This window comes from Serratia fonticola, from assembly GCF_001006005.1.
GTDB classification, from domain to species: domain Bacteria; phylum Pseudomonadota; class Gammaproteobacteria; order Enterobacterales; family Enterobacteriaceae; genus Chania; species Chania fonticola.
Genome location: NZ_CP011254.1, coordinates 869,449 through 884,734 on the forward strand (window position 1 = coordinate 869,449; position 15,286 = coordinate 884,734).

The following is a 15,286-nucleotide window of genomic DNA, read 5'->3' on the forward strand; positions in this document are numbered from 1 at the left end:
CATACACAGGCAGTTGCAATGCTAAACACCTAGGGAGAAATAACAGCATCGCTTCTTTGTTTGTCATCTCTGTAGACAACCAGCGGTATATTTTTTTGTTCTGCCATGGCAGAATTAAAGTGATCATAAAAAATCGATAAAACAACAATGTACAATATACACTTGAAGACCAGTAATATCCTGAAAACTTTCTTACTGGTAATATTAACCATAATAAGCCAGACTGTATCATTGTCTTCTAATACCTTCCAAGTTAACATCACAGCGCAACCCGACCGGGCCAATGGTCTGTTTACTGGTCAGATCGTCGCAGCCAACGAAGATGATCCCTCACCCCACCCTTGCTATAAAAACATTAATTGTTATTTCGCCGGATTCGTTGCTAAAAAATTCTGGCAAGGAAATGGAAGATGGGGATATGTAAGCTTGGATACGGATAATGCTTGGCGTCGGAGAGCTATTGCATCCGGAGTTCCTACCATGGGAGAAGTAGCCCGCCGGCTAAGAGAGCAGGGCTTACTTTTTATTAAACTCACTGACTTTCTCCCGTCATACGAAGGAAACGTTCCTACCTTCTGCATAGACCCCGCCATTTACGCCAGCGATAGGGCTGAAATGCAACCCCATACTCGGGCCTCAAACTGTGCTGATACCCCGCCCAAGGTGTCGTATTGTCGCTTAACACAAAACGTGATCGAATTCGACTGGGGAGCTGTTCCCGCACAGGGTGACTACGGCACATTGACTCAAGCGATCCACGTCTCTTGCGATCAACCGACAAGCCTTCGGGTTTATGTCAGCGGGGGATCTATCCCGCTAAACGGTGACATAAAGACACGTGTCGAGTTCGATTTTGGCCGCGGATGGGGACAAAAGGCCTTGATCTATAGTGCTGAAGGATCTGATATTTCGATGACTGCCCGGTCGGTGTTGGGGGGCGAGAGGGAGTCTATCGGCGGATGCTCTATTCTAATAATGGAAATCGTGTAGGGTAAGGGGAGCGACCAGGTGCAACTACCATGTTCAACCAGACGTTGCATAACAAGTGCTATCCCATAATCAAGAACTCAGTGCGCCAGGCGGAGCAAACCTATCTATTAACCACCACATTACAGTGACCCCCAGGGGCTATGCCACGTATCGGGTGCGCTGGACCGGTGGTCACTACTACGCAGGATGAATGAGTATGACCTATTTGTAGGGTCGCCAGTATTCCCAGCCCCCTACATACGCACCATTCCCGTTACAAGCTATAGGACATTTACCGTGTGGCGGAGCGGGTCAGGCAGACTCGACCCTATCCCCACCGTGTCACCCTCACCAACATCAATCCCGCCGAACCCCCGCCCACCGCCAAATTCCCCTTAGGGCCGTCGGTGTTCCCGCCTATCGGCTTCCAAACCCTATTTCAGTAGGGCCTGACTTGGATAACCACCGCTCCCTGATGTACCCCAGGTGCCCCATTGATAACGCGCAAGGTCGAGGTCACCTGCACCGTCCGCTCATCCCCCCCGGCACCCAGCGAGATGGTGCTGGTTACCCCTGGGCCCATTTGTATCGTCGTCGGACCATTCTTCACATTACCGACCAGGTACTGGGGATAGAACCCGCATCGAACGGTCCCTACCACCGTGGCCGCGCGTTCACCGTTGACCCCTATAGTCCCATGATCTATTTCAGCCGGAAGATTGATCTCACACGGGACAGGCGGCTTCGCTACCACGACGCAGCCGTTCGCCCCGGCCGCAACGAGTTGGTCGGGAGTGACATCACCGCCGGGCGTTCGCACGATACCTGACATATAGGTTTCGATGGTAGCGAACACCAGGCAGACCACTGGCCGCTCAGTTTTCGGCAGCGCGGGAATGATCCAGTCCCGCGTCTTTAACGTACAGGTGTTGGCGTTTTTGTCGAGATCCCAGACCACGAGCTCGGATCGAAGTGCGCACGTTTGCCGGACAAGTTGGGGTGCATATCCTTCGCCGACACCGAATTTGCATCGAGCGGGGACGACCTGCCCAGTATCGCCAAGGACATATGAACAGCGGACCCCGACTATTTCCAGTTGTTTGTAGGAATTGGGCCAGGATGTCTTTGGATACGGTGGGTAGAGCACGGGCACCGGCCGTAACTCCACTCCGTCGATGGCGGCGTGAATATCACGGGTGCACTCGGGGTCCCCGCAACTAACGATATGTGGATTCACCGCGAAAGGATATAAGACCGTCACGGAGGCTGCCGCCATGCCGCCAGTTAGGTAAAGACACAAGATAAACACTTTATACATCGACAATCCTGGTTTTTATTTGTTAAAAAAAGCAGGCAATTACCCCACGTTTTGTAGAAGGTGCTTTGCCCATGTTATCCACCGGGCCTCATATTCCCGCACCCGCAGCTCGGTCTCTGTCTTTGACAGCTTCCGATACCGGGCTTGCTCATAAAGCCGCGCGATACGTTCCCGATGGTTCTCGATTGCCCTCGGCGCTATCCGGGGCCCTTCGGGGGCATATCACACCCCCAGCCAGTCAAAACCCCGCTCAATCCGACCAAGCTGGGTTTTATCCGGATGTGCCTCAAAACCGCCCAGGTCAAAAAATTCATGCAGACGTTTAATTGCCTTGCGTAAATGCCATCGCGTTTGGGTGAAAATAATAAAGTCGTCCCTATAGCGGGCATAAAAGAGGTCCTCCCTGCGGCCAATGAGCGGGCTTAGAGTATTGCCTCGTCCCACGGGATATCCCTGTCGCCCTCGCGTGAGACAGGCCCCTTATTCATATTCCAGGTTGAACGTCGCCGTGGCGGTAAACGGCCCACGCCCTATCGTTTTATTGCCAAGCGCCTGGGGCTCGCCCTGCACATAGGCCTTAAGAGCAATAAGGTTATCGCCTGCCCGCAGCGGGTAGGCTCCGCTCGCCTTATTCACCGGCAGCAATTTCGCTCCCGCCGTCTCCAGCCCTATCGCAATGCCTTTAGCCTGACTGCCCGCATCCAGCGCCAGCAACCCCGGCAACGCCAGGTTCTCTGACCCCAAAAACGTCACCTTCACCGTTTTCCCAAGGCTCAGGTCGCACTCTGCCAGGTGAATACGAAAGCTCTGTCCCAACGTTCGGGTGTTCAGATACAGGTATTTGTCTATAACCGTCCCAAAATCCAACGGAATGTTTTCTTCTCCCGGCGGGATAACACAAGGTTCTGCCACCAGAGCGCCATACAGGTGAACGTTTTGCTGTGCCGCCGCCGGGCCCCCAACCAGTAGCGCCAGCAACATTGCGCCAGCGAATGCCTCACCCTTGGGCGGCTGTCTCATCATGCACATCTTTTCATTCCTTACTGGTAGTCCGCCTGCAGCGTTGCCCAGGCCTCGAACGTGCCTTCCGTCAGCGTCGCCCCGGCTCGTTTCACCGGTACCGCTTCTAATCGTGGTTTGTTGTCCAGGCTGATTGCAAGGCTGCTTCCTGGCATAAACGGCTCGTCGTTCTGGTAAACCCGGATCCCCAGGTCTGACTGGTTCGTCTGCAGGGCATTCTTATCAAAACCTGTCGCAGTGCCGATCAGGCTCAGGCTGAGGAGCCAGTTTCCGCCGCTGCCCTTTTCACAACTAATCTGGTAGTTCATGGGCTGGCGGTAGTGAGTACCATCCACCTTGTTTATGCCTACCCGCTCGCCAAAGTCCACGTCAACGCGATTATTGTCGTTGATGGTGCACGGTGGCGGCGTTATTAACGTTCCGGAGAACACCATATCTGCCTCGTTATCCTTGGCTTGTACCGCCATGACAACCCACAGCAAACTGGTCAGCAATACCTTCAACGCACTGGTTCGATTCATACTTCGCTCCCTTGTCACTGGTAATCGACCTTCATCGTCGCGCCCGCCCTGAATTGGCCCCCAGTGAGTGTGACTCCAGGTTGTTTAACTGGCACTGCCCACAAATCAGGCTTGTACGGGTAAGTGAAGGTCAGCCAGCTGTTGATGGCCCGCTTGGTATTCCCCTGTTGCAGTTCAATGCCCAGGCCGTCCTTACTGGTCTGTAGCAGCGTGCTGTCAAAACTCGCACCATTGCCCTGCACCTGGAGTTTCATGGCATTCGGCGCTCCTTCGGGACATGACAGCGTGTAGTTCACCGGTACCCGATAGCTGGTGCCATCCACATGTGTGGTCATCACGTTACCGAACGGTACCTCTATCACACTATTGTTGTTGACGGTGCACGGCGGCGGTGCCAGCACCGTCACTTTCACGGTGATCGTGGCCGTATTGGCCGCCCCCGCCATCAGCGGCAGCGTGACCAGCACCCCACACAGCAGGCAGGAAACCTTCCGGTATCGCAATGTTCCGTTCATGGCTGCCTCAGTCATAACTCAGATGAAAATCCATCACGGCCCGATAGCGGCCCGCGATCAGTTCGGCCAGCCGACAGGCACTCTCGGTCAGCGCTCCGTGCACATACAACGAACCATTGGCCCCTTCCACGTCCGCGTTGTCCGCCGCCGCCTGGGCCGCTGGCAGCAACCATAGCATCATGCCCAGCGTCAGTGGTGCCATCAGGGCTAGTCCGCATAGTGTGCCGTAGTATTTCAAGTCACCCGCTCCCCACCCGCGTGGCATATGCTTGCCTGCTTTGTTCGTCATATTTTCATCTCCCTTGCCGCTCCGCCGGTTTATTACGCTTGCTTCTCCGGCACCACCGTGCAGGTGCTGCCGTTACAGCGGAAGCTGAGCTGCGGCCGACCACCGTAATCGTTGACGTAAGTCAGCACCGGGCTATTACCTACCGCCTCAGCGCTCACCGTTAGCGACAGGCTGCCCTTCGGCGGTACCATCATCGGCTCGAAACCCTTCACGCCGGCGCTTTTGTTATTGCCCGCATCCACTATCGTGACGTAGTAGGCGGTCGGGTTGTTGACTACGTATTGGTTCCCCTGCTTCGTAAGCGTCAGTTGCTCCTGCGGTGGCGTGTTATTCTTGTCCATCGCGATCGCCGCCGGACGGTAGAACAGCTTGATGCGCGTCTGGAGCGCAATTTGCAGCGTGTTCGGTTTGCTGCTCTTAGGCGGAATTTCCCGCAGATTGAAGTAGTACAGCGTTTCCCGGTCCTGCTTGAGCAACTTCGCCGTCGGCAACGCCTGGATTTTCACCTGGCTCTGCTTGCCTGGCTCAATACGCTGTACCGGTGGCAGCACGGTCAGCGGGCTCTGAATTTTGTTGCCCTGTTCGTCCTCAATCCAACCCTGCGCCAGGTACGGCAGTTGCTTGTTCTGGTTGCTGACATTCAGGCTCACCGAGTTCTGGCCACCGTCAAAAACTACCCGAGTACGGTCCAGTGCTATCGCCGCCTGTACCGAAGGTGTAGCCACCGCGCCTAACAGCACCATGCTCAGTACCCGCGCGGTCAGGCTGGGAGTTCGTTGAAGGTTTGATACATTCATTTGGTCGTTCATTTTCATTTCTCTCTGTCGTATTCGTTTCTTTCAGAGGAAGGGCGCTCACCGTCTCCGGTTAAGCCAGCATCCCCTCTTTATTTGTTGATCGGTGATACCGACGCTGACGATTTATCGTCTCCCTCGGCCCGGCCGTTTACCGGGTGGCATGGCAGCAACAACGTGTTCATCAACATGTCCGCCGGCAACGGCGTCGGCATCTGCACCTCGCACTGCGCTGCTCCGTTCCAGTTCACCGTCATGGCTTCACCAGCGTTGATGCCGCTCAGGTAAACGCTGCCGCCATCGTTGACCAGACCTGTCTCCTGTTTGCGCGCGTTCAGCACCGTCGCACCAAACGGCGGCTCGCTGCCGTCGGCCAGTTTGATAACCGCCATCGCCTTCTCGCCAGCAATGACCTCAAACGTACGGTAACCTATCGCCCCTTCGGTCAGTGTCGCCTGCACCACTGATGTCGTGGCCTCGGCGTTGTCACCCAGTTGGTTCAAATCGATGCTTGCCCGGTTGCGGTAATAACTGTTTACGTCACCGATCACCGCCTTACCCCATGCATTGGTCTTACTGACCCGTCCATAGCCGCGTACCGGCACGCCAGCTACCCCCTCGGTGTCAATCAGCATCCGCGTACCGCCCGCCACCCCGATGCGGTGCAACGCGCCGCCTTCAGTAGTCAACGTTATTCCACCCTGGCTACTCAATCCCACCGCACTGTAACGTCCGTCCTGATAGCTGGCGTTGGCGCTGATCCGGGCTGCGTCCCCTTCCCTGTTGTAATACCCGCTGGCGCTGCTACCACTGCGGGAGGCACCGGCGCTCAGTGAATAGTTACTGCGATCGTCAATTCGGTCGTAGTAGCTCATCCCTTGCGTGGTGTCGCTGCGGTTTACCGTAGCGTTGTAACTTATCGAGCCGTTGTCACCCCACGGCATCGACAGCGACAGATACCCCCCGTCGTCATTGGTGCCGTTATAGGTGTTACGGTACGCCGATAGCGACACGCTCAGGTTACGGAGCCGACCGAGGTCAAAATAGCGCGACAACGTCAGGCTGTACCTGTCGTTGGCTGGCCGATCCCAGTAGGTTTGGTGGCTGTAGTTGATGTAGCTGCTCAGGCCCCAATCGCGGAACTGCTTATTAAAAGTGATGGTATACATCTCCTTGCCGTTCCCGGTACGGGTACCGTAGTTCCTTGCGTCCAGATACTCACTCATACTCATGAAGTTCTGCTCCGAGAAGCGATAACCGGCAAAGGTCACCTGGCTGTCGTACTCGTCGAAGCTCTTTGAATAGCTCAACCGGTACGACCCGCCACTGAGCGTGCTCGCTTCCTGTGGCAGGCGCGCGCGCGATTGAGTCGCGTCGAACGACAGGGCACCGAACACCATAAGGTCACGACCAAGCCCCATCGAGAGTGCGTTGTAATCGCCGCCTGCTAGTACACCGCCATACAGTGACCAACCGTTGCTCACCCCCCAAGAGAACTCACCGGTGCCAAACAGTGGCCCCTGTGAATGATGTTGCGAGTCCGACGGCCTGCCCGCCGCCAGCTTGAAACGTACCAAACCCGGCCGGGTCAGATACGGAATGCTGGCGGTGTTCACGGTGAACTCCTGCACGGAACCATCTTGCTCTTCTACCCTCACGTTCAATTCACCCGACACCGCATCGTTGAGGTCCTGAATACGAAACGGCCCCGCCGCCACCGAACTCTCATAGAGCACCCGCCCCTGTTGACGGATAATCACTTTGGCGTTGGTCTTCGCCACTCCCGTGACTTCCGGGGCGTAGCCGCGCAGGTTCGGCGGCAGCATGTTGTCGTCCGATACCAGGCTCATCCCGGTAAAACTGAAGCTGTCGAACATGCCGGAATCCAGTGAGCTCTCCCCCAGCGTCAACTTAGACTGCAGCGTTGGTACGGCACGGTAGGCGTAATAGCGGCTCCATTCCAGCCGGTTCTCGCTGTAACCTCCAGACCCGGTTTGGTGATTGGAGTTGCCCTGCCAGTCTGCCCGCAGGCGCCATGATCCCAGGTTAGCGCCGGCCGTACCGTTGCCGCTGACGTTGTACGAGTTAGTGCCCTCGTGCTGCTGATGCTGTGAGCGGGCGTTGACGTTGTAATCTAACAACAGCCCCGGGATCCCCTCTTCCCAGCGCGACGGCGGATCCCAGTTCTCGTCGGTGTACTCCAGAAAGGCCTGGGGAATATTCAGGTACAGCGACGACGTCGACAGATCCCCCCGCGCCTCCATGCCTTGCACAGTGCTCTCATCCAGGCACTCACCATGGTGCCACCAAGTCAGATCCTTGAGTACGCTGTCCTTGAACCCCAACTCGGTAGCGAGTGCAGGACTGATGCAGGCACGGCTGCCATTCGGGTCATTCTCCGGCGCATAAAACGGCACCTGCCGCTCCGGCAAATCGTTCTTGTTGACGTGCACCACCATGTCGTAGATCCCAGGCATGATGTAGCCGCCCCGGGAAAACTGACTCAGATCGATATTCTTGCGATCGTTAATATCCAACACATCGGTGTTGAATTCGATATCACCGGCGGCGTGGACCACCGTCATCAGGCTTCCCAAAGCCAAAGACACACAAAACGTCAGCACGTGAAGACGGGCTATTTTCCCAGCCGGGGAGAATTCCATATCCTTGCCCTGTTAATATGATTTTTATATTTCAACGGCGGTCTACCGTATCCAACATCAGAAATAATCCAGCTTGAACCGGATAGCGGAAAAATAATCTCCCGACTTGAGTGCGTGACGATTGGCAATCAGCCGCAGGGTGCAATTTAATTGCCACTCACCAGGAGTAATTGCCATGATCAGTAATGCCTTGCTTGGAAGTGCGATATTTCCCACGGTGTCGATAATCTGCAGCGCCACGCTGGCGACTGCAATGGTTCAGTCGCTAACGATAATGGCTCCTTGCATGTTGACCCGTCCCCAGTCGATGAGGGCATCCACCGTCTGGGCAGACACGAGAAATGAGGACAACAGGCAGGGAAACACTAAAAATTTCGCATTTTTAATACTCTTCGAGATATGCCCTTCATTGCACCGGCGCCTGAAAAATGCATGCGGGGAACCCGCATGCATGTGCACAAATATCGGAGAAATTAAAAAATGGGCTTAGTTATAAGCGAGGGTAAAATCAGCTGAGGCCTGGAAACTACCTTCAGTAATCGTAGCAGCAGTGCCGTCACCTTGTACATAAGCTGCGAATTTCAGGCTATTTGACCCGTTCTGCAATACCTGTTCTTTGGTTGCCGTACCCAATTTAATCAATTCGCCATTACCCTGGGCGATAGCCACGCTGGCGCCTTTTGCAGTCCCAGAGATAGCCAACAGACCCTGTTGCGCGGTAGATTCTGCGCCAGAGAAGGTGATCACTACTTTGTTTTTGGCCTCAGGAGTAGTACCTAAATCGCAGCTCTCCAGATCGATAGAGAAATGATGCGGTTCTGTTTTGCCACCATCTTTCAGAGCAACATTTGAAATCTGGCCTAACTCAACGGTCTGGTCGATGGACTTGGCTGAAATTGAGCATGGCGCATCAATAATAGAGCCGTTGAAGGTGACTTTACCATGACCCAGTTCACCGGCTTGCGCCACAGAGACAGAGCCCAAAGCAATAACGGCAGCCAGCAGCGTTTTCTTCATAAACATGTGATCTATTTCCTTGTTTTGAGTGTATTGAAAATACATTACTACGCGATGAGACGTATCGTCGGTTAATAGCATACAAATGATTAACAAGACAATATTAAAAAGAAAAACCCACTTCAATCCTATTAGTGAGTATTCCAACCTCTTCTTCGTCGCAATAATCATTACAAAAAAAACGCACGCAGAAAACCCCTGAAATATAGATTGATTAAAAAACGCAATAACCCTTCGCTGCTATTATTTTTTTTAAACACCCAAAAGTACAATAAACCACAACATTAAAATAAAAAGGATAATTACTCTGAATTTATTGATTTTGCGATATTAAACTTCTAAAAATCAGAAAAATCCGTATGATAACCAGAGGCATGAGAGGTTGCCTCTGTGCAAGCATTAAAGAATAAGACATACACAGGCAGCTAAAGGATGCACCAGACTATTATGGGATACCCCTCTATTATTAAGGGCATTCTTATGAAGTACCGGTAGTTGTTGGCCAGAAAGTTGGAGCAATAGAGAAATGTCTCTTCATTCCTTTTTAATGCCAATCGCTCTGCGCGATAGGCAGCGAAACCTTTTGAATTTACTGTTCAAATTACCTCATCCGCCAAACGGGTCCCCCTTGGTATTTTCTTTATCCGTGGGGTGGCTAAACCCACGGAAAACAACTGTTCGGCATGGCATCAGTATTTATAAGGCCCGCTGTTTATTACTCGAACTGGTGGAATCTTCTATGTTCTTCGACTCCCCTTTCACACACCAATGGAAGTAAGCAATGATCCCTACTCTGACCATCATGATATCTGATACCAACCATTATTTTGCCAAAGGTCTGGAAGCGGTGTTGCGCCAATACTTCACCAACCAAGGACTGACGCCTCGGTTTTTTATCAACGATCATCGCGGCTATAGTGCCGACCTCATTTTTCAGAACGTCGACACACAACACGGCGTACAATTTTGTCAGTATCACCAAACACTTACAAAATCGAAAGTGATCGCCATACAAGACTCAGCCAACACCTATCACCGTATGCAACCAGCATGCCTATACGTACAAGGTTTGATCCACCGAGATATTGATTGTGAGGAAATGCTGCTAGAAGTGGAGCGAGTGTGGGAGTTTGGCGCTCAGACATCCGATCGCCCCGACTGTCCGTGTTGTGGCAAAGCCCTAACTCTGCGGGAAAAGCAGGTTTTGTCGACCATTCAGCATGGTATGTGCCTCAGCCAGGTCGCACGCTTTCTCTCCTTGAGCCCCAAAACCATCAGTGCACACAAACGTAATGCCATGGGTAAGCTGGGGCTTCAACGTAATTCTGAACTGTTCTATTGGCTGCGCAATGGCGGCCTAAATAACCAAGAAGAGACATTTTCATGAACCAATGCGAATTGCCAGCCGATCCCCCTGCTGATGGAATGCACCTGTAGCATAATGATGGCCGTTGCCTGCGGGCGTCGCTCCTGAACCGTGGCTGCGATGGGTCATTAACCACATCCGCTACTTGACGGTAAACCGAGTACATTAGTCGCTGCAGAGGTAGGCTGTACTCCCCTACATTATCGCCAATACGGCTCAGAAAAGCGCCCTATCGGTTACTCCGTTGAAGGTAACCCGTTACGTCTAACTGCTTAGGATAATTTAGATTTTTTTAGCAATGTGCTCGCTATGGGATTTTTCTTACTATACTTCTCCGTTATCAGGAGAACATAAGTTCATTTCACCACTACCATTTTCATTTTAAAAAACATCATCCTATAACCAAAATGAGAGAGCAAGGGGGCAACCACTAAACCGTCTTTCCTTCAACAATAACCGCACTACTATCATTGATAAAACCTAATGAGTTGAATGTTTTAAAAACTCAAATACAATAATATTCCTATTCCTTTGAATGGAAGTTAAAGTGTTACCGATCCAAAAGACCAAAATCCTGCGAAAGTGAGAGCCCGATGATCTACGTAATCAATGAACATTTAAAGTATGACCCGCTATCGGCCACTCTCTATTCGCCAGAGCACCACTCAGATACCCTCACTTTAACTAGGGTTAATAACAGCATTTTACTTCAATTTGTTAATAACAATAACCAGTTGCTCACCAGACATCATCTGCTAAAGGAAGTGTGGGAAAACCAAGGGCTAGACTCCTCTAATAACAACTTGAATAACCACATTTCAATTTTAAGAAAATCACTGGCCAAATGCGGTTGTGACGACATTATTAAAACCATACCCAAAAAAGGATTGATGTTCACTGCAAACTCTGTCACCTCGCTCGCCCGAGCTGGGGAAACAAGTTCATCGCAGAATGAGTTAATATCAATAAAGCCAAAATCTTTAACGCCATCATCACCCCGAAATGATTCTCAACCCATTCCCTTTTTTACAATAACAGCATTTCTTGTTTTAATCTTAATCATTATCGGATTCCCAAATTTTTATGAACACATGAAGCTTTCCTCTTTTCGTGAAGAGGTCCTTAGTGTCGAACAATGTCGATTTTATGTGACCGATAACGATACAAAATCCTTGAGCAAAGAGTATATTAAAACCCGTCTTGAAGATTTTTTGAAAAAGAAAAAAATCAGTTGTCATCAATTAAAATCTAATGTCTATTTTTTCTATAGCGAGATTAAGGATGCCATGGGTCGCGACACTATTAATCAGATAATAACTTATTGCCCTTTCAATAGCTCGGCGCAATGTATTAACTATAAAGAGCACAGTTTTAAATGAAAAAACGTACCTATCTCGTTATCATGGCAACAGCCCTGGTGATTGCCTTGATATCATCAGTAATTAGACTCTATAGTTATGAAACAATCCCCATGAGTTTTAATTGCAGGGCACAGGTGTATGTTTGGGATGAAGCCGATTTCTTGCCATGCACGAGAAGAAGCTCCTCTAATTTTTTCTTTGCAATGAAGGAAGATGGCACAGGATACATTATTATATCCGGATCCTCAACCTGCGAAGATGAAAAACAACTTGTTACTCAAAGTGAAACCATCAACTTTACCTATACTGAAGAAGGTGATTTTTACTCACTCACCCTTGGCCCTAGAGATGTAAGTGAGTCCCGAATTGCCAAAGTACTCACCGACGAGGTGATAAAAATAAAAATCTCCAAGACCAACAGTAACGATTATATTATCACCACGCCGCTAAGGCCCATCCTGATGTGCACAACAGAAAATAATTAAACCAAGCCTCTTCCCCCCCTCCAATAGAGGGGGGGTCTATTACTGAATGCAGATATTAATCCTTCCCCCCATAACGCCTCCTACCCACGCCCTACCAAATCAGAATAAAAACCTATCAAACAACGAAATTTTAGAATAAAAAAATATAAAACCCGTATTTATTCTTATAGATAGCTAACTGCACCAAGCAAGAATTATCCTAATTATCGTTGAGTGGTGGTTGGGTAGCGGCTTCCTTTTTATATTCAACAAACCATCTCATACGCCGGGAATTGCATATAGGTAAATTTTAAAATATAAGATTAAGAGTTCCATGAACACTTTAATTAAAAATTATAGCAAGTTCGAAAATGACAATATAATGTTGAATGATGATCTTTTTTGTTTAAAATCGACAAACAAAAAGATTAGGTTGACAACCAAGCAAAGAAACTTGCTTTTATGTTTAATTGGCAATGTCAATTATAAAAATGACATAATGAGATACTTGTGGGGGGATAATAATTCGACCCATGAAAACAAATACAACCAACTGGTCTTTAAACTACGAGAGACCCTTCAGGCAGTAGGTTGTCCAAACGATGCAATAATCACCATGTATCGATATGGCCTCTGTCTAAATAACAACTTACTCAAAGCTGACGTGGAAGCAGAACGACAGAAAATGATGTTTCTATTTAATGCTCCAACACGAAAAGCCATGATAACACTGGCGTAGCTACTTTACTCAACCATATTGAAGTGGCGAGTGGCAGGGTTGATTTTTAGATTTAGTAATTTTTATTTAATGTGAAAACGACATCGTTAATGACTAACGAGACTACACTATTCCCTTGGCATTAGGAATGCTTACAAAGATGGTTGGCGTAACCTTGCCAAGGGCATCCCTTCATCTATGCTTTTACTATTCAACACCGTATAATGAGTGTCATGATACACTCACAGTGAAATAGTATTAAAAGTATGATTGAATGGTATTTCATGTTAAGCGTGGAGGTTATAAGTTGTGAAAATCCGCCCCTTTAAAAAATCCGATGCCACCGCACTTGCCACAATTTTTCATACGTCAGTGCATAAAGCTGCTATCAAAGACTATAGCCATGAACAAGTTATGGTTTGGAGCCCAGCAAAACCAGCGCCAGAGACGTATTTACAAAAGGCTCAAGATCGCATCATTTTTGTTGCCGAAGATGATTCAGGCCAGATAATCGGATACGGTGACCTGGAATTAAACGGACACATCGATCATCTCTACACCCATCCAGACTGGGTGGGTACCGGAGTGGGCACTGCCGTTTACCAAGCTTTAGAGGCTGCGGCCCGAAAAAAGGGGATGGTGCTATTGTTTGTCGAAGCAAGCGAATCGGCGCGTTATCTATTTGAACGTCAAGGTTTTCACATTGATAACCGTAACGACTTCAGTATAAACAATGTCCCTATTCACAATTATCGCATGTCAAAGCAGCTCGCCTAGAATTGAGTAGGGGAAAGATTAACGATTTTTAGTTCCACACCCACAACCTAAACGATTCTAACCGCATTTTACGCTCCCAATCCCAACCCACTTATCAACTTCCTATGGACCCACCCAGTCTTTTTTTGCACGGGCCAACATGATGGAACGGCCCCCCTGATATTCAGGCCATCCGTTCCTGCATCGCCGCTATTGCTTGACAGTGCTGATGGGAACATCCTAGAAAATCGTTGTCCACAAACAGCCACTCGAAGCCAAGGCCTACCCAGAAGCTTATATTTCCTTTAGCTCACCGCCCAATCAGAGCTTTGTACCTTTTTCTACATAGCTCATATCGCCCAGTTTACCCACGGTAAATTCACCGTTTTTATAAGTAATCCGCGTAACGCTAGCATTAGACAGTGGCGCGACAATGGGCGTAGAGGCCATATCTGCTACCATGGCCAGAATAGCTGCTCCATGTGAAACCAGAAGTATGTTACCGCCACCTTGAACTGCCGTTTCCTCAGCAATAGTTTTTAGCTCTGATTGCATACGTGCTTTGACGGTGGCAAACGTTTCAGCTTCACCGCTGGTATCAACCAGAGCTACACCGCCGAACATCTTGTCAAATGGCAATTTCCCTTTGGCAAAATCACCGAATAGCGCTTTTTCCGACTCATAGCCAAGCTTGGTGGCGATTGCTCCCCACATATTGGCATCGAGATCGCCTTCATAAATGCCGAAGCAGAACTCACGCAGTTTCTCGCTTTCAACGATGTTCAACTGCTGCCCTTTTGCGGCTAATATGATACGCGCAGTTTGACGCGCTCGCCCCAGATCGCTGGCATATACCTTTTTAAATTCAATATCTTTTAGGCCCTTGCCAAGTTGTTCAGCAACCGTAACACCTGCGGTAGTCAACGGGGTATCTGCCCAACCCTGAACCCGATGTACGGTATTAAACATGGTTTTCCCATGGCGGGTGACATAAATGGTGACTGTATTATCACCTGCTGTTTCAGCGTAAGCCAAAAGCGGACTTAAAATAAGTGAAGACAACAAAGTAAGTAATAGCGTAAACCGTTTCATGGTTATTTCCTCAATGGTTTTAGTTTGTATCATTATTGGCCTTCCGTAGATGGCCCCTATCTCCATCCATAACTCTTTCGCTAGTTATTCATATTTTCATCGTTGCCTTCTTTATCCGTTACCGGAATGCCCTCTGTTACCTGCTTGTTGTATCAACTGATTTTCAGGCAAAAAAAAACCTAAACCTCTGGCGGCGTGCTAGCTAATAGCCAACACCACCAGAGGTTTAGGTTTTGCCTGTTAAACAGTAACAATCCTAATTTACAGTCCAATACGCTATCAGTTTGATAAATGAATGCAAGAAATCAAATCTATAAAAGTAGAAACTGTGATCAAATTAACGTTAAGCTGATTTTTAGCTGTTTAACACTGCGAGATAAGTCTCAACTATATTTACGATGTTATGGCCTGATCAACAGGCTG

The 15,286-nt window shown here is 49.6% G+C and carries 16 protein-coding genes and 1 pseudogene; 6 read left to right on the forward strand and 11 right to left on the reverse strand.

What is annotated here, in order from left to right; genetic code table 11:
- The first annotated feature begins 147 nt into the window (after positions 1–147).
- On the forward strand, positions 148–990 hold the full coding sequence (locus WN53_RS28565) for a hypothetical protein (protein ID WP_152526612.1): 843 nt from the start codon (positions 148–150) through the stop codon (positions 988–990).
- 418 nt (positions 991–1,408) lie between these two features.
- Here the strand turns inward: WN53_RS28565 and WN53_RS03795 are convergent, their stop codons facing one another.
- The 10 genes and pseudogenes from WN53_RS03795 to WN53_RS03840 form a co-directional block, all read right to left on the reverse strand.
- Positions 1,409–2,287: a hypothetical protein gene (locus WN53_RS03795; RefSeq protein ID WP_024485530.1), complete on the reverse strand. Its 879-nt coding sequence runs from the start codon at positions 2,285–2,287 to the stop codon at positions 1,409–1,411.
- Positions 2,288–2,509: 222 nt separating this feature from the next.
- Positions 2,510–2,731, reverse strand: a complete 222-nt coding sequence (locus WN53_RS28905; RefSeq protein ID WP_024485529.1) for a reverse transcriptase domain-containing protein — start codon at positions 2,729–2,731, stop codon at positions 2,510–2,512.
- Between the two features lie 36 nt (positions 2,732–2,767).
- Entirely contained in the window at positions 2,768–3,310 is a 543-nt protein-coding gene (locus WN53_RS03805; protein WP_235166989.1) for a fimbrial protein, read from the reverse strand.
- 17 nt (positions 3,311–3,327) lie between these two features.
- Positions 3,328–3,828 carry a fimbrial protein gene (locus WN53_RS03810; protein ID WP_024485527.1) on the reverse strand — a complete coding sequence of 167 codons (501 nt, stop codon included), beginning with the start codon at positions 3,826–3,828 and terminating at the stop codon, positions 3,328–3,330.
- A gap of 14 nt (positions 3,829–3,842) precedes the next feature.
- Positions 3,843–4,343 carry a fimbrial protein gene (locus WN53_RS03815; protein ID WP_051346345.1) on the reverse strand — a complete coding sequence of 167 codons (501 nt, stop codon included), beginning with the start codon at positions 4,341–4,343 and terminating at the stop codon, positions 3,843–3,845.
- A gap of 67 nt (positions 4,344–4,410) precedes the next feature.
- Positions 4,411–4,608, reverse strand: a pseudogene (locus WN53_RS03820) (fimbrial protein); the annotation flags it as partial.
- A gap of 56 nt (positions 4,609–4,664) precedes the next feature.
- On the reverse strand, positions 4,665–5,375 hold the full coding sequence (locus WN53_RS03825; protein WP_024485524.1) for a fimbria/pilus periplasmic chaperone: 711 nt from the start codon (positions 5,373–5,375) through the stop codon (positions 4,665–4,667).
- 143 nt (positions 5,376–5,518) lie between these two features.
- The gene (locus WN53_RS03830; protein ID WP_024485523.1) at positions 5,519–8,089 is read right to left on the reverse strand and encodes an outer membrane usher protein; all 2,571 of its coding nucleotides are present in this window, start codon (positions 8,087–8,089) and stop codon (positions 5,519–5,521) included.
- A 57-nt stretch (positions 8,090–8,146) separates the two neighbouring features.
- Positions 8,147–8,329, reverse strand: coding sequence for a hypothetical protein (locus tag WN53_RS28910; RefSeq protein ID WP_235166988.1), 183 nt, complete (start codon positions 8,327–8,329; stop codon positions 8,147–8,149).
- 246 nt (positions 8,330–8,575) lie between these two features.
- Positions 8,576–9,112 (reverse strand): fimbrial protein, encoded by a 537-nt coding sequence (locus WN53_RS03840; protein ID WP_024485521.1) that lies wholly within the window; start codon positions 9,110–9,112, stop codon positions 8,576–8,578.
- Between the two features lie 775 nt (positions 9,113–9,887).
- Between WN53_RS03840 and WN53_RS26735 the strand changes: the two genes are divergently transcribed.
- From WN53_RS26735 to WN53_RS03865, 5 genes are all read left to right on the forward strand, one after another.
- The gene (locus WN53_RS26735) at positions 9,888–10,493 is read left to right on the forward strand and encodes a helix-turn-helix transcriptional regulator (protein ID WP_024485520.1); all 606 of its coding nucleotides are present in this window, start codon (positions 9,888–9,890) and stop codon (positions 10,491–10,493) included.
- Positions 10,494–11,065: 572 nt separating this feature from the next.
- Positions 11,066–11,851, forward strand: coding sequence for a winged helix-turn-helix domain-containing protein (locus tag WN53_RS26740; protein ID WP_052754306.1), 786 nt, complete (start codon positions 11,066–11,068; stop codon positions 11,849–11,851).
- The gene (locus tag WN53_RS03855) at positions 11,848–12,318 is read left to right on the forward strand and encodes a hypothetical protein (protein ID WP_024485519.1); all 471 of its coding nucleotides are present in this window, start codon (positions 11,848–11,850) and stop codon (positions 12,316–12,318) included. The genes WN53_RS26740 and WN53_RS03855 overlap by 4 nt, the downstream gene beginning before the upstream one ends.
- A gap of 361 nt (positions 12,319–12,679) precedes the next feature.
- A complete protein-coding gene (locus WN53_RS29110) occupies positions 12,680–13,036 on the forward strand; it encodes a winged helix-turn-helix domain-containing protein (RefSeq protein WP_390901729.1) in 357 nt (118 codons plus the stop codon).
- Positions 13,037–13,324: 288 nt separating this feature from the next.
- Complete coding sequence (locus WN53_RS03865; protein WP_046808014.1) at positions 13,325–13,792, forward strand: GNAT family N-acetyltransferase; 468 nt, start codon at positions 13,325–13,327, stop codon at positions 13,790–13,792.
- 300 nt (positions 13,793–14,092) lie between these two features.
- On the opposite strand, the gene WN53_RS03870 is transcribed toward WN53_RS03865, so the two are convergent.
- A complete protein-coding gene (locus WN53_RS03870) occupies positions 14,093–14,896 on the reverse strand; it encodes a histidine phosphatase family protein (RefSeq protein WP_218918946.1) in 804 nt (267 codons plus the stop codon).
- Positions 14,897–15,286: the final 390 nt, after the last annotated feature.